Annotated in this window: 15 protein-coding genes; 13 read left to right on the top strand and 2 right to left on the bottom strand. The window is 40.3% G+C overall.

Annotation, left to right across the window (positions count from 1 at the left end):
• Positions 1-11 precede the first annotated feature (11 nt).
• The 6 genes from CGC64_RS07705 to CGC64_RS07680 all read left to right on the top strand — a co-directional run bounded on the left by CGC64_RS07705 (position 12) and on the right by CGC64_RS07680 (position 12,497).
• Positions 12-1,760 carry an SGNH/GDSL hydrolase family protein gene (locus CGC64_RS07705; protein ID WP_005677396.1) on the top strand — a complete coding sequence of 583 codons (1,749 nt, stop codon included), beginning with the start codon at positions 12-14 and terminating at the stop codon, positions 1,758-1,760.
• Between the two features lie 479 nt (positions 1,761-2,239).
• On the top strand, positions 2,240-5,095 hold the full coding sequence (locus tag CGC64_RS07700) for a SusC/RagA family TonB-linked outer membrane protein (protein ID WP_005677395.1): 2,856 nt from the start codon (positions 2,240-2,242) through the stop codon (positions 5,093-5,095).
• 6 nt (positions 5,096-5,101) lie between these two features.
• Positions 5,102-6,799, top strand: a complete 1,698-nt coding sequence (locus tag CGC64_RS07695; RefSeq protein ID WP_005677393.1) for a RagB/SusD family nutrient uptake outer membrane protein — start codon at positions 5,102-5,104, stop codon at positions 6,797-6,799.
• A gap of 20 nt (positions 6,800-6,819) precedes the next feature.
• The gene (locus tag CGC64_RS07690; RefSeq protein ID WP_005677389.1) at positions 6,820-9,906 is read left to right on the top strand and encodes a SusC/RagA family TonB-linked outer membrane protein; all 3,087 of its coding nucleotides are present in this window, start codon (positions 6,820-6,822) and stop codon (positions 9,904-9,906) included.
• 21 nt (positions 9,907-9,927) lie between these two features.
• On the top strand, positions 9,928-11,598 hold the full coding sequence (locus CGC64_RS07685) for a RagB/SusD family nutrient uptake outer membrane protein (RefSeq protein ID WP_005677388.1): 1,671 nt from the start codon (positions 9,928-9,930) through the stop codon (positions 11,596-11,598).
• 32 nt (positions 11,599-11,630) lie between these two features.
• Entirely contained in the window at positions 11,631-12,497 is an 867-nt protein-coding gene (locus CGC64_RS07680; RefSeq protein WP_005677386.1) for a hypothetical protein, read from the top strand.
• Positions 12,498-12,830: 333 nt separating this feature from the next.
• Here the strand turns inward: CGC64_RS07680 and guaA are convergent, their stop codons facing one another.
• On the bottom strand, positions 12,831-14,354 hold the full coding sequence (guaA, locus tag CGC64_RS07675) for a glutamine-hydrolyzing GMP synthase (RefSeq protein WP_005677384.1): 1,524 nt from the start codon (positions 14,352-14,354) through the stop codon (positions 12,831-12,833).
• Positions 14,355-14,700: 346 nt separating this feature from the next.
• On the opposite strand from guaA, the gene CGC64_RS07670 reads away from it, so the two are divergent.
• From CGC64_RS07670 to CGC64_RS07660, 3 genes are read left to right on the top strand one after another with little or no spacing between them, the layout of a single operon-like run.
• Positions 14,701-15,492, top strand: a complete 792-nt coding sequence (locus CGC64_RS07670) for a CPBP family intramembrane glutamic endopeptidase (protein WP_005677383.1) — start codon at positions 14,701-14,703, stop codon at positions 15,490-15,492.
• Positions 15,467-16,084 (top strand): hypothetical protein, encoded by a 618-nt coding sequence (locus CGC64_RS07665; protein ID WP_005677380.1) that lies wholly within the window; start codon positions 15,467-15,469, stop codon positions 16,082-16,084. Before CGC64_RS07670 ends, CGC64_RS07665 begins: the two co-directional genes overlap by 26 nt.
• Positions 16,085-16,116: 32 nt before the next feature.
• Positions 16,117-17,079: a TraB/GumN family protein gene (locus tag CGC64_RS07660; protein ID WP_005677379.1), complete on the top strand. Its 963-nt coding sequence runs from the start codon at positions 16,117-16,119 to the stop codon at positions 17,077-17,079.
• Between the two features lie 133 nt (positions 17,080-17,212).
• On the opposite strand, the gene mscL is transcribed toward CGC64_RS07660, so the two are convergent.
• On the bottom strand, positions 17,213-17,656 hold the full coding sequence (gene mscL / locus CGC64_RS07655) for a large-conductance mechanosensitive channel protein MscL (RefSeq protein WP_005677377.1): 444 nt from the start codon (positions 17,654-17,656) through the stop codon (positions 17,213-17,215).
• Positions 17,657-17,798: 142 nt separating this feature from the next.
• Here mscL and gap point away from each other — a divergent pair, with 142 nt between their 5' ends.
• The 4 genes from gap (at position 17,799) to CGC64_RS07635 (ending at position 22,033) form a co-directional block, all read left to right on the top strand.
• Positions 17,799-18,809 (top strand): type I glyceraldehyde-3-phosphate dehydrogenase, encoded by a 1,011-nt coding sequence (gene gap / locus CGC64_RS07650; protein WP_005677376.1) that lies wholly within the window; start codon positions 17,799-17,801, stop codon positions 18,807-18,809.
• Positions 18,810-18,982: 173 nt separating this feature from the next.
• Positions 18,983-21,043 carry a M3 family metallopeptidase gene (locus CGC64_RS07645; protein ID WP_005677374.1) on the top strand — a complete coding sequence of 687 codons (2,061 nt, stop codon included), beginning with the start codon at positions 18,983-18,985 and terminating at the stop codon, positions 21,041-21,043.
• Positions 21,044-21,064: 21 nt separating this feature from the next.
• Positions 21,065-21,577 (top strand): DUF4847 family protein, encoded by a 513-nt coding sequence (locus CGC64_RS07640; protein ID WP_005677373.1) that lies wholly within the window; start codon positions 21,065-21,067, stop codon positions 21,575-21,577.
• Between the two features lie 9 nt (positions 21,578-21,586).
• Positions 21,587-22,033, top strand: a complete 447-nt coding sequence (locus tag CGC64_RS07635; RefSeq protein WP_005677371.1) for a dCMP deaminase family protein — start codon at positions 21,587-21,589, stop codon at positions 22,031-22,033.
• Positions 22,034-22,056: the final 23 nt, after the last annotated feature.

Below are 22,056 nucleotides of genomic sequence, written 5' to 3'. Positions count from 1 at the left end.
TTATACCACCTATGAAAACAACACATTTACACCTCTTTCTTTTTATTCTTTTTTTAGGTTGCACTTCATCACTAACAGCACAATATAAGTGGTTCAATCCACAAAAAGAAAGTTTTCCGGTCGTCCGTGGACAAGCATGGCAAGAAGATCCCGCAGGATTTTACACACGACTTCCACAACGGGCTAAAGATAAAGTACGAAAAGCGGTATGGGACTTATCACTCCAAAGCGCAGGACTCTCCATTGCATTTCGTTCCAATGCTCCGGAAATAAAAATTCGTTATGTTGTGAAAGGCGCTCTTTCCATGCCACACATGCCAGCAACTGGTGTCTCCGGCATTGATTTATATGCAACCGACAATAATGGTCAAGAGCGTTGGTGTGTTGGACGGTATGTTATGCAGGATACCATTACATACGATTTTAGCGGACTTTCGTATGCCGCAAAAACCGGAAAAGGTTTTGAATATCAATTATTTCTACCTCTTTACAACAGTGTGTCATGGCTAGAAATCGGTGTACCCGAGAACACTTCTTTCCGTTTTCTTCCCGTCTCACAAGAAAAACCCCTGGTTATTTACGGAACTTCCATTGCACAAGGGGCTTGTGCCTCCCGTCCGGGTATGGCATGGGGAAATATTTTAAATAGAAAGTCGGAACATCCCGTCATCAATTTGGGATTCTCCGGCAATGGTAAACTCGAGAGCGAACTATTCGACTTATTGTCCGAGATTGATGCAAAACTGTTTATCATTGACTGTATGCCCAACCTACCGGGAAAGAGTGCAGAAGTGATATACAACCGTACCTTAAAAGGAGTAAAGAAATTACGCGAAACCAGCAAAGCACCTATTTTACTAGTAGAGCATGACGGATATGCCAACGATGTCACTTCCGAAAAAGCAGAAGAATCATACCGCGTAGCTAATACTGAATTGCGAAAAGCATACAATACTTTACAAGAAGAACAAATTCCGGATATCTATTATCTGACAAAGGAAGAAATAGGTATTCCGGCAGACGGTATGGTAGACGGAGTTCATTCTACTGATTTAGGTATGCAGCAATATGCAGACAGTTATTTAAAAAAGATACGGGAAATATTACATGAAAAGAATGAAGGTCCCACTTCATGTATTCCATGCAAACAACAAAGAGATTCCTATGATTGGTACGCGCGTCATGAAGAAATCCTTAAATTAAACCGAGAAAATGCCCCGGAAATCATTATGATAGGTAACTCTATCACGCATTACTGGGCCGGCGAGCCTACTGCACCGACACAACGTGGAAAAGAAGCTTGGGACAAGCTATTCAAAAACAGGTCAGTTCGCAATCTCGGTTTCGGCTGGGATAAAACAGAAAACGTATTGTGGCGCATCTACCATGGCGAATTGGACGGTTTCAAAGCAAATATGATTTTTCTACTGATAGGAACTAATAATCTTCAATTTAATACAGATAAAGAAATTCTGCAAGGTATTCTTCAGGTTACCGAAGCTATTAAAATACGCCAACCACAAGCTAAATTATGCGTAATGGGAATCCTCCCAAGAGCAAACACAGAAAAACGTATTCAGCAAATTAACAAAGAACTTCGTAAGAAGCTAGAACAGAATTGTATTTATATAAACTTAAGCAATCTGTTGACAGATAAAAATGGCATTATCAATTCATCCTTATTCAGCGATGGACTTCATCCTAATACTAAAGGATATGAGAAAATAGCAGAGGTTTTAAAAACTTACCTAGATAATTAGATAGATAGTTAATTATATAATTCCCTGTTTAGGTAGCACAAATAGGATCATTTTGTCTACGATTACCAAACGACAAACATATAACCACCATTAAAAAATAGTTTTTCCCTTTTCTTATTTATGTTTCTAAAAGATTAAATTAATAGCTAAGTTGTAGTAGAACTTAATAATTTTCTAAATTATAGTAGAAGTGCTTAGCTCTCCATAGGCGATTTTGCTTTAAAAGTTCATTTTGTTTTTAATTCTCCGCAAATATATTAATTGATTTTAAAATATCAAGCTAATATTTCATTTATTTTGCATTCTCCCACAAATTAAATCTACTTTTTTAGATACCAACTTTATACCATTACTCTTTTTTAATAAATATCACAACTTTAACAAACTGATTATCATAGATATAGATTAAATTAGGCTAAGTTCTACTACGACTTATTCTAAACTGAATATTATAAAATATTCCCCTTAATTTAATATTTATGAGAAAGAAAACTTTAAAAATCAAGTTCTTTCTGCTATTTTGCTCACTTGCAGGTTATTCAACCATCATTTCAGCACAGGACAAAACAGTGAAGGAAAAGAATGAAAAAGACTCGACAATCATTTCCATACCCTATGGAAGTAAGTTAAAAACAGAGTTTAGCGGTGCATCCGATGTAATCTCCGGTAAAGTATTGGAGAATGTGCCTGTACAGCATTTATCCAATGCATTGTCAGGAAGAATATCGGGGTTAACTACGATTCAGCGAAGTGGAGAACCGGGCAATGACGAAGCTTCCATTTATATACGTGGAATACGTAGCAATGGAAATGACGCACTTGTACTAATCGATGGACAAGAACGCAATTACTACGGTATGGTACAAACTCAGGAAATTGAAAGAGTGACCATATTAAAAGATGCTTCTGCTATCGCTCTTTATGGTATGCGAGGCGCGAACGGAGTTATCCTGATTGAAACCAAATCCGGACGTCTCGGAAAACCTAGAGTCAGCCTTAACATCCAAGGGATATATCAGCAGAACATGAGAGTTCCCAAAGCTGTTAACGCGGCAGAATATGCTCAATTCTACAATGAAGCGAACATTAATGACGGTTTGAATCCTTTCTACACGGAAACGGAGATCAATAAATTCGCCAATCATTCAGACCCGGAGCGCTACCCAGATGTCGACTGGATAGGAAACTTGCTTAAAAAAGGAACTTTCATGCAGCGATATAATGCCACAGTAGAAGGAGGTTCCGGGCGTACCCGTTATTTCGTCTCATTGGGATATACCGGACAAGCAGGAATGTTTAATACTGAAAAAGAGCAGAATTACAGTACCAACACAGAATTTTCCCGAATCAACTTTCGCTCGAACGTAGACTTCGACATCACCTCTACGACCCTGTTATCAGTAAAATTAGACGGTTGGATGCAAAGCGAAAACTCTCCTTATCATGACCAAGCACAACAATATATATTCCAGAATCTGTTGAAAACGCCGGCTACAGCATTTCCTATGTACTATAAAGATACCCATAACTATGTAGACCAGTCAGGGAATCCTATCAAATCACAACCGGGAGACCGTATTGTTGCAGGCAATGATAAATATATCAATCCGTGGGCTATTTTGAACAGAGGTGGCTACACAGCGATCGATAAACGTTATGGCGCCTTTTCTGTATCACTGAAACAGGATCTGGATTTCCTTCTGAAGGGTTTATCGCTCTACGGACAGATTTCTATGGACGTATACAACTTACAAAAACAAAACCGTACCCGCTCTTTCAATTATTACACACTTCAAAATAACGGAGTACTCCAAAAATATGGAACTAGTGAAGAAATGATATCAAATGCTGCCATGAAATATGGTGATGCACGTAACACCACATTAAATTTTAAACTTAGCTACAATCGTATTTCCGGTAAGCACAATGTTTCGGGAATGATGTTTTACGACCAATATGAATACAATCAAAGTATTGTGCTTCCCTATCGCTACCAAACAGTTGGTGGCTGGTTTGCATATAAATACGATAACAGATACCAGATAGATGCCACTTTCGGCTATCAAGGTTCTTACAAATTCAATAATGAGAACCGCTGGGGATTGTCTCCTACTGTCTCCTTGGCATGGTACGCATCCAACGAGAAATTCTTTGATGTGTTAAAGCCCGCTATTTCTAATCTAAAGATACGCGGTAGTATCGGTAAGGTAAACAATGACCGTGCAGTATCTGCGTATATGTATATGAGCCGTCTTCAGAATTTGAATGAAGGAATCTATTTTGGTAATGACATGGCGCAATATACTTCTCTATTGGAAACCCAACAAGCCAATCCTTCTGCTACCTACGAGAAATCTACTCAAATAAATCTAGGGGCAGACTTAGGAATGTTCTCTAATCGTCTGAACGCAACATTCGACATTTGGAAGGATCGTCGCACCGGTGTATACACCATTCCCTCCACATTTTCATCCATGTTGGGATATACTACTATCTATATGCCAGGCAAGAATATCGGGAAAATGGAAACCAAAGGTTTGGAAGGTAGCCTAAACTGGAAAGATAACATAGGTAAAGATTTCACATATTTCCTTAGTGGTAACATTTCATACAGCAAAAACAAAGTCATTGATATGGACGAAGCCTTGCAACCGTATGACTATATGTATTCCAAAGGACACCCTTATGGTACTTCACTAGTCTATATTGCCGATGGTATTTTCCAATCGTATGAAGAAATTGCGGCAGCTCCTGTTCACACATTGAACAGCGTCGTTCCCGGAGACATACGATATAAAGATATCAACGGAGACGGTAAGATAGATGAAAAAGATCGGGTACGTTACGGATACACGGATGTTCCTCAAGTGTTCTATGGCTTCAGTCTTGGAGGAAGCTATAAAGGATTTTCTCTGTCCGTGCTATTCCAAGGGGCAGCTAAAGTATCTAAAATGCTATCTTCATACACAGCGTTTGCATTCTACAATAACGGAAATATGTATGAACACCAAAGAAATAGATGGACACCGGAAAACCCTTCTGTCAACAACCCAAGATTTACAACTAAAGCTGCGGGTTCAAGCAACAACAGTCTTTCGTCTACCTATTGGCAACGGGACGCCTCTTATCTAAGACTAAAGAATGTAGAACTGTCGTATAATCTACCAACCAAAGTGGTCCGTTCCATCGGTCTTGAAGAACTCCGTATCTTCTTAAATGGCCAGAACCTGCTCACATTTGATAAACTAGACGTTATTGACCCGGAGGCCTATGGCAATGGCGTCGCTTATCCGCTCCAACGCTCATTCAGCGCCGGAATAAACATTAAATTTTAATTAACTATGAGAACGATTAAACATATACTCATAACAGGTTGTATTGCTCTTGCAGTTTCTTCATGCGACTATCTGGACCAACAACCTTATGAATACTGGCAACCGGAAGAGACATTTATTGATTATAACAAAACAATCCAAATGCTGAATAGCGTTTACGTTTCCATGCCCAATGGATACCAAAGCAACTATACAGCATTCCTCGACGCGTCTACAGATGACGGTGCTTATGTAGACCCCGCCAATGCAATGTATAAACTGGGACAAGGATACGCAACCGAAATTAGTCCGATAGAAAACCGTTGGGCCGATTTATACATCGGTATCCGGCGTACACTTTATTTCGAGCAGTACATTCCTCTCCTACAAAACAATGCAGGTTGGACAGATGCACAAGTTGAAAGTTATAAAGAACTGGCCATAGCAGAGAGTAAATCGGTCCGTGCACTCTATTACTTCGAGTTAATCAAAAGGTATGGAGGAGTTCCGCTCGTGAAAAAGACATATACTCTTGATGATAAAGAGATTATAACATTACCCCGCAATAATTTCAGCGATTGCGTCGATTATATTGTAAATTTATGCAATGAAGCCAGCGAAATATTTACGCGCTACAATTATATCACCAATCAATATCGTGGTTTTGGTTTTTTATCAGCCAGTACATGCCCGTTGGCTATTAAGGCAAAAACGCTGGCGTACGCAGCGAGTCCATTATTCAACAATGTACAAAATCCGATACTCGGCTATACTGACGGAAACGTACAAGAAAGGTGGAAACTTGCTGCTAAAGCTTTGAAAACCGTAATTGACCTTGCTCCGAGTAAATTGTATTTATACCCAAACTTTGAAAAACTGTTTATCATACAGCCAAACCAAAATACTGAATATATAGTATATACCGGAAATCCAAAAAACTATATGCTGGAACTTTACAATTACCCTCCTTCACTGTTGGGTTCGGGAGGTACTTGTCCTTCCCATAATCTGGTATGCGCTTTCGAGAAGAAGGATGGTAGTGCCAACGATATGCAATCAGATACCCGATTCGAGAATATGGATCCTCGTTTTGATGTTACGATCGTTCGTGACGGAAGTATTTTGGGAGCAAGAGGAGCAATCGACATCAGCGACCCCAACAGTCAGGATGCTATCGGCAAAGTCAATCTTCGTTCTACCGTTACAGGTTATTATTTACGCAAATTCCTTGATACGAATATAAATCTGTCAGCTCAAACAATAACGAGTACCTACCACTACTTCCCTGTCATTCGCTTGGCAGACATCTATTTGCTATACGCCGAAGCCATGAACGAAGCATACGGACCGAATGATGCAGCCGATTTGGGGTGGACAGCTCTCGAAGCTTTGAATAAAGTAAGAACACGTGCAGGAATAACAGTCCCATACACTACAACTTCTCAAACGGAAATGACAAAGAAAATAAGAAATGAAAGACGGGTTGAACTGGCATTCGAAGATCAACGCTATTTTGACTTGAGAAGATGGAAAACAGCCGAAAAAGATTTGAACCAGCCACTAATGGGATTCAGAATAGAGCGGCAAGATAATGGAGTTGTGTCCACACATGAGTTTGTTGTCGACGGACAAAGGAAATTTAATACAAAGATGTATTATTCTCCTATCCCCTACTCAGAAATGCAGTTAAATACAAATTTAGTACAGAATCCCGGTTGGAGATAACAATCTAAAAATCGTATAATATGAAAAAATGGTATATATTAATGCTACTAATGAGCTTATGGTTCATAGGAGCGCAAGCACAAGAAACCGTAAGAGGTGTTGTTACAGATGCCGCCGGCGAACCATTAATTGGTGCCAATGTGGTAGAAAAAGGACAACCCAGTAATGGAACAATTACAAATCTTGACGGCAAATTCACATTAAAGGTAACCAGTAACAAGGCTATTATTGCTATTTCAATGATAGGAATGAAAACTGTGGAAGTTACCGTTCCCAAAGATGGAAAGACACTTACCGTAAGACTCCATGATGACACACAAACCTTGGACGAAGTAGTGGTTGTAGCTTATGGGCAACAGAAAAAGGTATCGGTTACCGGATCTATTTCTGCTGTGGGCAATCGGGAACTGAAACAAGGTCCTACTTCCAGTGTCACAAACAGTCTGACAGGACGTATTCCCGGACTGGTAACACGTCAAACCAGCGGACGTCCCGGTGAAGACGCTGCCGCACTCTATATTCGTGGCCGTGCTACGGTGAACGATGCTTCTCCGTTGATTATGGTAGATGGCATCGAACGTGACTTTTCACAAATCGACCCGGACGAAATAGAAAGTATTTCCGTATTGAAAGATGCATCTGCTACTGCCGTTTATGGTGTACGTGGAGCGAACGGAGTTATCCTTGTGACTACAAAACGTGGTAATTCCGGTAAAGCTAAAGTTTCTTTCTCCGGTGAGTTCGGTATTACACAAATCAACCGTATTACAAAAATGGTGAATGCCGAAGAATATGCAACATTGATGAATGAAGGTTTGGTGAATGAAGGGCAAGCACCGAAATATACAGAGCATGATATGCAATTATACCGCGACCAGTCCAGCCCGTTTACTCATCCGGACAACGACTATATAGATATGTTTACCAAACTAGGTACACAACAAAAGTACAATGTCAATGTATCGGGAGGAAACGAACGGCTTAAATATTTTGTGTCATTAGGCTATTTTCATCAGAACGGAACCTACGAAACTGATATCGAAAAATTAAAAAAGAAACCGGATCTGGCCAAATTGATTGCCATTAACCCGGAACTGGATAATTTACTCCAGCAACCAGACTACAACTCTGCCTACTACTATAATCGTTTCAACGTACGAACCAACCTAGATATACAAGTTACTAAAGACTTCAGTATTGGCGTTGACTTCAGCTATCGTACCGGAAGCAAGAACCGTCCCAACTCCGAAGGAGATGCCAGCCGTGCATTTAACAATATGACCCGTACACCTGCCAATGCATTCCCGCTAGTCAACGAAAACGGAACTTTTGCAGCCGTTCCAAATCTTGTGAGAGCCAACCCACTACACGCATTCCTCTATCAGGGATATAGAAAGGACAACGACAGTGCTTTGGAAGGAACTGTAAAACTGAACTACGATTTACATGCTATTACTAAAGGATTGAGTATCGGAGGTAAATTCTCCTACAATAGTTATATCGAAGACAACGGTATGGGCTTGAATGTGGTGGAACCTGTATGGAAATATAATGAGAATGGAACATACCAACGCCTACTTGCCAAAGTATTCCCTTCTCTCATCAATTTTGCATCCGGAGCAAAAAAACGTGTATACTGGGAAGCATTCGTGAATTATTCACATCAATTTGCAGAAAAACATAATGTTTCGGGACTTATTTTATACAACTATAACTCTCACCAAGCACCGGGCGATGGTGAATATGGAGGGCTACCGCAGGTATATCAAGGACTGGTAGCCCGTGCCAACTATGATTTTGAAGGTAAATACTTAGTAGAAATCAATTTAGGATACAATGGTTCCAACAGATTTGTTGAAGGCGAACGATATGCATTATTCCCTTCCGCATCCGTAGGCTGGATTGTTACTAACGAATCTTTCCTAAAAGACAGCAAACTATTACCTTACTGGAAAATAAGAGCTTCATTAGGACAAGTCGGTAATGACAAATTCGGAAGTAATTTTGCCTATTATTCGGAAGCGACCTATGCCGCAGGCACCAATTACAATTTCGGTGAATCTCCAACTGCAGCCAGTGGAGGACTCTTGGAAGGAAAAGCAGCACAGATTGTAAGTTGGGAACGTTCTACCAAATTCAATATCGGTATGGACACACGCTGGTTTGAAGGTAAATTAACCTTGAATGCCGAATACTTCCGCGAAAACCGTACCAACATCTTGAAAACTCCCTCACGCACCAACATCATTTCCGGAGTGACAAGTTTTTCTCCACAAAATCTAATGGAAGTAAAAAATCAAGGTGTAGAAGTAGAAGTAGGATGGGATCATAAGATCAAAGACTTCGGCTATCGCATCAAAGCAAACATTGCCTACAACCACAATGAGATTATCGAACAAAATGAACAGATACGTAAATATCCTTATATGAACCGTACCGGAGGTTCTATCGGACAACAGTTCTCACTGATAGCCGACGGATTCTACAATACATATGCCGAAATCGCAGCCGGCCCGACGCAATACGGCACCTTACAACCTGGAGACGTCCGTTTCCGTGATATCAACGGAGACGGTGTTATCAATGATTACGACATAGCACCTTTCGGTTTCTCGGATGTACCCGAAATAACCGGCTCATTCCAAGTTGGTCTGTCTTACAAAAACTTCGACCTGACCGTTATGTTCCAGGGAGCAACACGTGTAACAATTCCACTGACAGGTGAAGTTGCATGGGAGTTCTTCAATCTTGGTTCTGCTCTTGCCGACAGACATTTGGCCAGATGGACTCCCGAAACACAGCAAACTGCGACTTATCATCGTATGAGCAATTCTTCAGGCTCCAATCAGAACAACTTCAAATCATCTTCAATGTATTTGTATGACGCTTCTTATCTGCGACTGAAGAATGTAGAGTTATCCTACAACTTCCCTAAAAAGTGGTTTACCCACACCCCGATATCCGCATTAAGGATGTATGTCAACGGATTCAACCTGCTTACTTGGGATAAGTTAAAAGTGATCGACCCGGAAGCACAACCTGCCAATCGCGGAAACTTCTACCCTCAGCAAAGAATCTATAATCTTGGAGTAAACGTTACATTCTAACCTCTGATAACAATTCGATATATGAAGAAAAATATTATTCTAACAGCCTTTTCCCTACTGCTCCTATACGGATGTACCGGTGATATGGAACGAATCCAGACAGGAACGAACACGGAAGAATTAATCTATGCAGACGCAGCAAAGACAAGGCAGATTTTAAATAACCTATATGCCCGCACGCGTCTAACACAAGGTAGCTTCTCCAGTTTCTCCGGAGATGGAGTAACTTTCCTTGACTGTGCAACAGACAACGCATATGCACCTATTGAATATTCATCAGCACATACGCATGGTAAGTCAACCATGTCTGCCTCTGATATTGCAATGAACGGAGGACATCCCTGGACCTTCTATTACAATAGTATCCGTAACGCAACTCTATTTATACAAAAAGTAGACAAATCGGTACTGTCTGATGAAGAAAAAGCCTCCTCAAAATTACAAGCGCGTTTCTTACGGGCACTGTATTATGCAGAATTATACCGTTGGTACGGAGGAGTCGTGTTGCTGGGAGATGAAATCATCTCTCCTACCGACTTGGACCGTTCGCGTTCAACTGCAGAAGCAACCGTCGACTATATCGTTTCCGAACTGGCAGATGTTGCATCACAACTTCCATTAGAATGGGACGCCCCCAATTACGGGCGTGCTACCAAAGGAGCGGCACTGGCCTACATAGCCCGTACCAAACTTTATGCTGCCAGCAAACTAAACAACCCGTCTATGGATCGTAAGAAATGGGAAGATGCCAGAGACGCATTATCAGCAGTCATGGGATTGAATATCTATGATTTATATTATGACACGCAAAATCCGGAATTAAGTTATGCACATTATTTCTGCGAGCGTAAAACCAAAGAAAATATATATACATATCTACTCGCTGCCAATGCCACCATGCATAGTAATCTTCCCCAAGGAGCTCCCTGGAATGAAAAATCTTATGTGGGATGTACTCCCACTCAGAATCTGGTAGATGCTTACGACATGAAAGACGGTACTGAACCAATCACCGGATACGATGCCAATGGCCAGCCTATCATTAATAAAAATTCAGGATATGACGATAAGAATCCTTATGAAAACCGGGATCCACGCCTTAAAATGACAATCTTTTATCATGGCAACACATTCGATCTTAATGGTTCCCAACAAGCGTTGGATATGACTGACGTAGATGATAAAAGCAAATCATCCGGTTATCTCGTCCTGAAATATCTCGACGATAGAATCGGACACAAAAGTTCGGGAAACTCCAATTATGACTGTAACCCCCAAATGATACGTTATGCGGAAATATTACTGGGGTATGCAGAGACACTTAATGAATTGGGTGACAGCAAAAATGCAGTAAAAACAGTCAACCTGATACGCAAACGTGCCGGTGTAGGAGAATTAGATGAAAACAAAAATTGGAATAAGGACGAACTCAGACAGCGCATCTACAAAGAATATCGTGTAGAATTTGCATTCGAAGACAATCGTTTCTTCGATGCCCGCCGATGGGCCAAAGCGGAAGAATGGTTCTCTAAACCAGTATACAAGGTTACTGTAACAGGCAGCCTAGAAAATCCTACATATACCAGAAGCCTGCTGGAAGAACGTATTTTTCTTTCCAAATGTTACCATTTCCCAATCCCGCAGCAAGAAGTTGACAATAGTCAGAATATTGAACAAAACGCCGGGTGGTAATCAGATTTATAAACCAATAATTTTACAATAATATGAAAGCAAAACATTTATTTTATACGTTATTTATCTTCCTGTTTTCACTTACCTCTTGTGAAAATGAAGCTAATATTGATTATGTTCCTACTGTACTATTCAATTTTGAAGGAGGAACGAACTTGGTAACTACTCCGAAAGGTATCAAAGAATATACGGTAAAAGGAAGCATCACTTCTACAGCAGGACTTACCTCCTTCGTTATCAGCACAGCCAATGCTGAAACCGGTGCGGCGATATCTGTCATCGAGAGTACCAGACAAACATTTGACGAACCTAAAAGTAATTATGATTTTTCATATACTATAACAAACCTGTCAGAAAACAAAGCGATCAAAATTAGTGTAACTGATGCTGAAGGAGAAGACTTTCAGAAAAACTTTGTAGTAGAAATCACTCCTGCTGTTATCTTTTCTGAACATAGTGATAAGAAATTGGAATCAGTTGACAAATATTGGGGAGTATTCTATGCTGAATGGTTATATGGCCGCATCTATAAGAGCCGTGAAGCGGGTCAATATGCTGCTGAAGTTAATATAGGTATGGAAAATAAGAATGGAAAAGCAGTATTAATCTCTCCTGCCAAGCATAGCTTAACCTTTAACGGTGCTCGCAATACTAAATTCGGAGTTACGAATATGACCTTAGAACAGTTCAACGCAATCAGCAGAATTGATGACACTCCTCTAAAGAATTTGTCACCAACAACAGAAAGTATTGAAATAGAGAATGGAAAAGTATATGCATACCAGACGCAAGATGGACAAAAAGGAGTGGTATATATTCAAAACCTGACTGGTAATGCCGGTAGTTCTGACGATCCGACGGTTACGGCAACGATTGTCACCAAGTTACAAGCGAAATAAACAGTTATCAACATAAGTTATACGGAATAGGGTGTGTCTCTCATTGACAAGACAGAGACGCACCCTATTCAATTTTGTTTCAAAGGTTTAAAACTATTTGTTTCCCGTAATGAAACTGGAAGTTTCAAGCCTTGGGAACAAAAGTTTCAAGCGTCTGAAACTAAAGTTTCCCACCGGTGAAACTATGGTTTCTGTACGGCGAAACCAAAGGTTCCAATGCATGAAACTATTGGTTTTGCCGTATGAAACAGTTTGTTTGCCGAGATGAAAATAAAATAGCCCCAACTTTATTCAAGTTGAGGCTACTCAAGTATCATCTAAAAAGGACTTATTTTATTCCCATTCGATTGTTGCAGGCGGTTTGGAACTAATATCATAGGTTACACGGTTCACACCTTTTACCTTATTAATAATGTCATTCGAAATTTTACCTAAGAACTCGTAAGGCAAATGCGCCCAATCGGCAGTCATAGCATCCGTAGATGTCACGGCACGCAAGGCAACTGCTCTTTCGTAAGTACGCTCATCTCCCATTACACCGACAGACTGTACCGGCAACAGGATAACACCTGCCTGCCATACTTGATCATATAATCCCCAATCACGCAATCCCTGAATAAAGATATCATCCGCATCCTGCAAGATACGTACCTTCTCCGGCGTAATATCTCCCAGAATACGTACTGCCAACCCCGGTCCCGGGAACGGATGACGGGTAATCAGATGTTCCGGCATACCCAACTCACGACCTACACGACGAACTTCATCCTTAAACAACAAACGAAGCGGCTCGCACAACTTTAGATTCATTTTCTCCGGAAGGCCCCCTACATTATGGTGACTCTTAATCACTGTACCTGTGATAGACAATGATTCTATGCAATCCGGATAAATAGTACCCTGCGCCAACCATTTTACATCTTTTATTTTGTGAGCTTCTACATCGAACACATCAATAAAGCCCTTACCGATAATCTTACGTTTACCTTCCGGTTCCGTTACACCGGCCAATTCCGCAAAGAACTGCTCACTGGCATCCACACCAATCACGTTCAGGCCAAGGCATTCGTAATCGTTCATCACATTCTTGAACTCATTCTTACGCAACATACCATGATCTACGAAGATACAAGTCAAATTCTTGCCAATAGCCCTGTTCAGCAACACGGCAGCTACAGAAGAATCCACACCACCACTCAAACCGAGCACTACTTTATCATCACCCAACTGTGCTTTCAATTCAGCAACTGTGCTTTCGATAAAAGAAGCCGGTGACCAATCCTGCTTGCACCCACAAACCCCGACTACGAAATTCTTCAAGATCTGTGTTCCATCTTCGCTATGAAATACTTCCGGATGAAACTGAACGCCCCATACATTTTCACCTTCAATCTGATAGGCAGCAATATCAACTTTGTCTGTTGAAGCAATCTTTTTAAAGTTAGCAGGGATAGCAGTAATCGTATCGCCATGGCTCATCCACACCTGTGTATTTTCGCGTACTCCTTTGAACAACACATTATCCTTACAGAAAGAAGTCAGATGCGCACGCCCATATTCACGCGTACCGGCCGGCTCTACTTTCCCACCGTTAGTATACGACATAAACTGTGCGCCATAGCAAATTCCCAATATAGGATATTTACCACGAATCTCACTCAAATCTACTTTGAAAGCATCTTTATCATAAACCGAAAAAGGGCTTCCGGAAAGGATAACTCCTTTGATTGTTGTATCTTCTTTAGGAAATTTGTTATAAGGAACAATTTCGCAATACGTGTCCAACTCGCGTACACGACGTCCAATAAGTTGCGTAGTTTGCGAACCGAAATCAAGAATTATTATTTTTTCCTGCATATCAATGTATGGGTTTTTAAATAAATGGTCTGCAAAAGTAGGAAAAAGTACGCAATCTATATAAGATATAAGTCAAAAATCTATCATTTTAGTATATTCAAAACATCATGAAACCATTTTTTATTTTCTGCTATCGCTCTCAAGACAAGGGAACACTGAGTTAAAATGAGTTAATCTTTGTCCCGCAAATACCATTTAAGCCATTATGTACAGCTCATACAACGCTTTTTAATGTATATATGCCTGTCCCTTTAGACTTTTCCACCAATTTGGTATTATCACAAAAAAGAAACTACTTTGCAACACTGTTTTTAGTCTTCTATATAATTACATTAAATTAAAAACTATGGAAATACTCACTTTTCCCAATTGCCGTCAATCTATTTGGCTAGCTGTCTTCTTTATTCTGTGGACTGTAATCGTTCAAGTTATCTGCATCATATCAGGCGTACCTAGCTATCTATGTGCGACTATACTATATGTAAGCACAGTAACAATACTGGCAATAGCTTTCCGAACCAAAGCAATGGACCGCTCCATACTCCGTTTTGACAAACCAAATATAAAGGTACTATTACTTGCAGCAGGAGGAACTCTCTGCCTTCCGTGGGTACATGCACTGATTTATTCAATCGTACCATTCCCGGAGTTTCTCAAAAAGATATTCACAGAAATTGGAACAAAAGACTCAAACGAGGCTTACATTTATCCTTTTATCAGCGCAATACTCATGCCTTTTATAATAGAAGTCATTTTTAGAGGAATCATTCTAAGAGGACTACTGACAGAATATGGCATCCGAAAATCAATTATAATAGCCGCAATAATTTATTCTGTAGTGTGGGGGTGCATGACCTTATTACCTGTACTAGGATTAATATACGGACTATGGTTCGGCTGGTTGTATGTATATAGCCGGAGCCTATGGACTTGCCTGATAACACATATTCTTTTACAAGTCTCAAGCGTGGCATATGTCATGACTAATTATTATCATCCCCTTCCCCAACAGGTAAACTCAGCAATGACAGGAGATCTATGGATAGTCAATCTGGCAGCCACTATTGTATTTATTCTTTTTACATATTTCTTATACCAAACTTTTAGACATCATGATAACCGAGATTACACAATCTAATCCTTCGCAATCATTGATTGAACACGACATCTTGCTGCAGCAACTACAACTGCAACAACTCATTATTCTGGGATTGGTACTATTAGTTATCCTCTTAATTCCGGTAGCTATTATTATGTTCAAGAGGCAAAAACAAGCAAGTACATACTGGAGATCACTTTTCCAGGAAATAGAACAAGTCAATCAGGATGTTACTTTCCGCAATCAGACACAAGAAGCCATTATCGCTTCTCTACGCGAGCGGATGCAAACATTGGAAAATCAAAAACCTGCTGAACCTTCATACGATGAATACACCGAAATCCTAGGATTCTATCGAAAAATAAACCAGCCATTGATAAGTTTTCTGGAATCAATCCAGTTGTCGTCTTACGAGATTTTTATCTGTATCCTGATATTCGAGAAAGTATCTCTAAAAGAGATTGCCAACCTACTAGGTAAAAATTACGATGCCGTAAAAAAACGCAGACAGCGTATTCAGAATAAAATAAAACTAAGCGGAACATGTAAAAATGCAGAACAATGTATTCATTGTCCGTTACTAAACATTCCACAAATTTGTCCCACACCCAAAAGCGGAGACATACTATAATAAGATTTATAAATATTATAATCATAATAGCTATGCAAAAATTCAATCAACTATTCCTGGCATTTCTTACCATTGCAATCTTTATCACCTGTACTTCCACTGCGAAACAGCGACCGGAAGGCGGTTGGTTATGGAAAATTTCAGGCAACGGTCTTTCGCATCCCTCTTATCTGTTCGGAACATATCATGGTACATACGACATACTATATCAATATACCGACAGTATTCCCGAACTCCACCAAGCCTTTAACGCTTGTAGCCAATTCGCCGGAGAAAGCGAAACAACGTCCAAACCAACCCCTGCTCAGGTCGGAGTCGCTATAAAACTACCTAAAGACACAACCTATGCCGACTTATTAAATAAAGAAGATTTTCATTTTCTCGATTCCATAGTACGTCAAAGTTTAAAATCTCCTTTAAATAAGGTGTATATAAAGCCTAATTTCTTAGCCCTTATTTTAGGAGAGATAGAAAAAGGTAAGAAATTAGTAGACACAGGATACTCCCAAAGTCAGATTGATAGTATGAAATCTCAAGTTATGGACATAGCTTTAGAAAAAAAAGCAAAAGAGAAAGGCCTCACAATTGTCGGCTTGGAGGGTATATTCGACGCCTTTGTATCAGAAAAAAGTAATCTAAAGAAAGAAGCTGACGAATTAATATCAGATCTACGGGAAGATGACGAAATTTCACCTTTATCTTTCGTCAATACCCTTTCAGATGTGTATCGTACTCAAAACATGAAAAGCCTGATAGATTTTGAAGTGAAAGTAGATTCGATCTTCCGAACCTCACCGAAATTAACAGAGATAGGGAAACGAATACGGGAGGATTTGTTAAAGCGCAGAAATCTGAATTGGATGAACAAGATACCCGAACTGATGAAAGCCCAGCCCACCTTCATCGCCGTAGGCGTCCGCCACCTTCCGGGCAAAGACGGATTAATCGCGCTTTTACTTGAAAAAGGATATCAGGTAGAACCGATCGGACTATAAATCAAATTTGCCACATCCGGGTTTCCTCATCAGACAAATACTGATAGCTGAAACTACCCGAATGTGGCAAGACAACTAGTTAGAAGTATAACCGGCCCAATAAAGAAATAATGTTTATAGGACCCAGCCGTTATTAATTCTTCTCTTTCAGTAAATCACGAATCTCCGTCAACAACACTTCTTCTTTGGTAGGTGCAGGAGGAGCGGGAGGCGCTGCCGGAGTTTCCTCATTTTTCTTTGTAGTCAATTTCGTAATCAGACGTATAAATAAGAATATGGAGAAGGCTATAATCAGAAAGTCAAAAGTCGCTTGCAGAAACTGCCCGTAATCCAAAGAAACGGCAGGAGCAATCTCTTTACCATCAGCTCCGATTTCAGCCGCTTTCATTACCCATTTCAAATCCGTAAAGTTCACACCACCAACCAGTAAACCAATCGGAGGCATAATTACATTAGCAACCAATGATGATACGATTTTTCCAAACGCACCACCAATAACTACACCGACAGCCATGTCTATGACGTTTCCTTTCATGGCAAACGCCTTAAAGTCCTGTAAAAATGTGTTCTTTCCCATCTTTTTTCAATATTTAATGTGAATTTAATATGCGAATATAAAAACATTTTCGTAATTTTGCACCGCATTTGAAAATAAAACAAATGCGGAGACCGAGAGATATTTGAACAAATATTATAAAACCCTTAAAAGTTTAAACAAAATGATTAAAGTAGGTATTAATGGATTCGGACGTATCGGACGTTTCGTTTTCCGCGCTGCAATGAAAAGAAACGATATTCAAATCGTAGGTATCAACGACCTTTGCCCGGTTGACTACTTGGCTTATATGTTGAAGTATGACACTATGCACGGTCAATTCGACGGTACTATCGAAGCAGATGTTGAAAACAGCAAATTGATCGTTAACGGTCAATCTATCCGTATCACTGCTGAAAGAAACCCGGCTGACTTGAAATGGGATGCTGTAGGTGCTGAATACGTTGTTGAATCTACAGGTTTGTTCTTGAGCAAAGACAAAGCTCAGGCTCATATCGAAGCTGGTGCAAAATATGTTGTAATGTCAGCTCCTTCTAAAGATGATACTCCGATGTTCGTTTGTGGTGTAAACGAAAAAACATATGTTAAAGGTACTCAGTTTGTATCTAACGCTTCTTGTACTACTAACTGTCTGGCTCCTATCGCTAAAGTATTGAATGACAAGTTCGGTATCCTTGACGGTTTGATGACTACTGTTCACTCTACAACTGCGACTCAGAAAACAGTTGACGGTCCTTCTATGAAAGACTGGAGAGGTGGTCGTGCTGCTTCCGGTAACATTATCCCTTCTTCTACTGGTGCTGCTAAGGCTGTAGGTAAAGTTATCCCTGCTTTGAACGGCAAATTGACTGGTATGTCTATGCGTGTTCCGACTTTGGACGTATCTGTAGTTGACTTGACAGTTAACTTGGCTAAACCGGCTACTTACGCTGAAATCTGCGCTGCAATGAAAGAAGCTTCTGAAGGCGAATTGAAAGGTATCCTGGGTTACACTGAAGATGCAGTTGTTTCTTCTGACTTCTTGGGTGACACTCGTACTTCTATCTTCGATGCAAAAGCTGGTATTGCTTTGACTGATACATTCGTTAAAGTTGTATCTTGGTATGACAACGAAATCGGCTACTCTAACAAAGTTCTTGACTTGATCGCTCACATGGCATCAGTTAACGCTTAATTAGAAGCCTGAATAATATAGAAAACCGCTGCGAGAAACCGTAGCGGTTTTTTTATACATTTCATTTTATATATTGTTAAAAAGCAAGCTGTTATCCGTTGAATAAGCTACAATTTTAGTAGTTTTGTAGTTCTATGGAGAGATTATTAATAACATTGATACTTGTTTGCACTATGAACAATATAACAAATGCCCAAAATCCTTTCTTCGGGCAATACCAGACACCGCACGCAACCGTGCCCTTTGACCGGATTAAAACAGAGCATTACGAGCCTGCGATCCTCGAAGGTATCAAGCAACAGAATGCGGAAATAGATGCTATCATACTAAATCCGGAAAAAGCGAACTTCAATAATACAATCGAAGCGTTCGAAGAATCGGGTGAACTACTGGATAGAGTGGTTTCAGTCTTCGGCAATATGCTTAGTGCCGAAACGAACGACGATCTGCAAGAACTGGCTCAAAAGATTATGCCGTTGCTCAGTGAGCACAGCAATAATATCACGCTGAATGAAAAGCTATTCGCCCGCGTGAAAGAAGTGTACGATCAAAAAGAGACTTTACAACTGACACAGGAACAAAGTCAGTTGCTTGAAAACGCATACAACAGCTTTGTACGACACGGTGCCAATCTGGAAGGGGAAGCGAGAGAAGAATACCGCAAGCTGACCACCGAATTGAGTAAGTTGACACTTGACTTCAGCGAAAACAACCTGAAAGAGACTAACAGCTATCAAATGCTGCTGACAAAAAAAGAAAGCCTTGCCGGACTACCGGAGATTATCGTAGAAGCTGCTGCCGAAACAGCCAAAAGCGAAGGGAAAGAAGGCTGGGCCTTCACCCTGCACGCCCCAAGTTATGTTCCATTTATGACTTATGCTGACAACCGCGATTTACGTCATAGACTGTATATGGCTTACAATACCAAGTGTACCCACGATAACGAATTCAACAATATCGATATCGTAAAGAAGATAGCCAATACACGCATGAAGATAGCTCAACTGCTAGGATACAAGGACTATGCGGAATATACATTAAAGAGGAGAATGGCTGAAAACAGCAGAGCTGTATACAAACTTCTCAATCAGTTATTGGAAGCTTACACTCCCACAGCCGAAGCGGAATATAAGGATGTACAGGAACTAGCACGTCTGGAACAAGGAAATGACTTCATTATAATGCCATGGGACTGGAGCTATTACTCAAACAAACTGAAAGATAAGAAATTCAATATTAACGAAGAAATGCTTCGCCCCTACTTTGAGCTCGAACAAGTAAAAAAAGGGGTATTCGGATTAGCAGAGAAACTATACGGAATTACTTTCCGGAAGAATACAGAAATTCCGGTTTATCACAAAGAAGTAGAGGCCTACGAAGTGTTTGATAAGGATGGGCAGTTTTTAGCTATCTTATATACGGACTTCCATCCCCGTCTTGGGAAACGTGCCGGTGCCTGGATGACAAGTTACAAAGAACAATGGATAGATAAAAAGACTGGTGAAAACAGCCGTCCACATATATCCGTCGTCATGAATTTCACCAAGCCGACCGAGAACAAGCCGGCTTTGTTGACTTTCAATGAAGTAGAGACATTCTTGCATGAATTCGGTCACAGCCTGCATGGTATGTTTGCCAACTCTACATATAAGAGTTTAAGCGGGACTAATGTATATTGGGACTTTGTGGAACTTCCTTCACAGATTATGGAAAACTTCGCCATAGAGAAAGATTTTCTCAACACCTTTGCCCGTCATTATCAGACCGGAGAAGTACTGCCGGATGAATTAATTCAACGTCTTGTGGATGCTTCAAACTTCAATGTAGCCTACGCCTGCCTCCGCCAAATCAGTTTCGGCTTACTTGATATGGCGTGGTACACACGTAACGTACCTTTCGAAGGAGACGTGAAGGTCTACGAACAAGAGGCATGGAAAAAGGCACAAATATTGCCGGTAGTGAAAGAAACCTGTATGAGTACACAGTTTTCTCATATCTTTGCAGGCGGATATTCAGCCGGATATTATAGTTATAAATGGGCAGAGGTACTGGATGCAGACGCTTTCTCGCTTTTCAAACAAAAAGGGATATTCAATCAGGACGTCGCCGAATCATTCCGCAATAATATCTTGTCGAAAGGAGGGACAGAACATCCAATGGTACTTTACAAACGCTTCCGTGGACAAGAACCGACCATTGACGCTTTATTAATCAGAAACGGGATAAAAAATTAATAATAAGTATTAAAGAGATTGATGATGAGAAATATAAGTAAAATACTTGGGTTGTTGCTATTGCTCCCTCTATTCACCGGATGTAATGATTCGGATGATGTGGCTGCTATCTTTACCGGGAAAACCTGGAAACTAAATTACATCACTGTGGATGGTGGACATGATATGTTTCCTTTTTGGGAGAATGAAGCTCAAAAAACAAAGATTTATGACGAACTTAACAAGAATGGTACATACAACGTCATATTTGAGGGTACGGTTGAAGGCGATATTATAAAAGGAAATATAAAGGGAACAGTAATTACTACCACCGGCAACTTTGAAGGTACATGGAGTGCCAATGGTAAGAATAATAAATTCGAAGCAACTGTAGAAGGAAACAATGGTGGAGATGCACTCGCCAAGAACTTTCTTGAAGGCCTGAACAACGCAACATCTTACGAAGGAGATGAGAACAACTTATACCTTTTATATAAACCTCAATCTAACACTCAGACATTCCGTATGGTTTTCCGTGTAGTTAGTGGTAATTAGTTAAGAAACATGGACACTGAAAAGAAACAATCAGAACTTGACAAACGTTACATACGTATGGCGAGCATATGGGCAGAGAACTCCTATTGCCAACGTCGTAAAGTAGGCGCCTTAATCGTTAAGGACAAGATGATTATTTCCGATGGATACAACGGAACCCCTTCCGGTTTCGAAAATGTATGCGAAGATGAGAATAATCTGACAAAACCGTATGTATTGCACGCAGAAGCAAATGCCATTACCAAAATAGCCCGTTCAAACAACAGCAGCGACGGTGCTACCATGTATGTCACAGCTTCCCCTTGCATTGAATGTGCAAAATTAATCATACAGGCGGGAATCAAACGAGTCGTTTACTCCGAACATTACCGCCTCGAAGATGGAATAGAACTACTAAAACGGGCAGGAGTTGAAGTCATCTATACAGAACTGGATGAAACCGCTCCAAATAAATAATAAGACGAACTTTTAAAAAAAGG

Origin of the sequence: Bacteroides caccae, from assembly GCF_002222615.2 — a bacterium.
GTDB lineage: Bacteria > Bacteroidota > Bacteroidia > Bacteroidales > Bacteroidaceae > Bacteroides > Bacteroides caccae.
The sequence above is the reverse complement of the archived record's forward strand: the minus strand, read 5'-3'. Positions and strand labels throughout refer to the sequence as shown.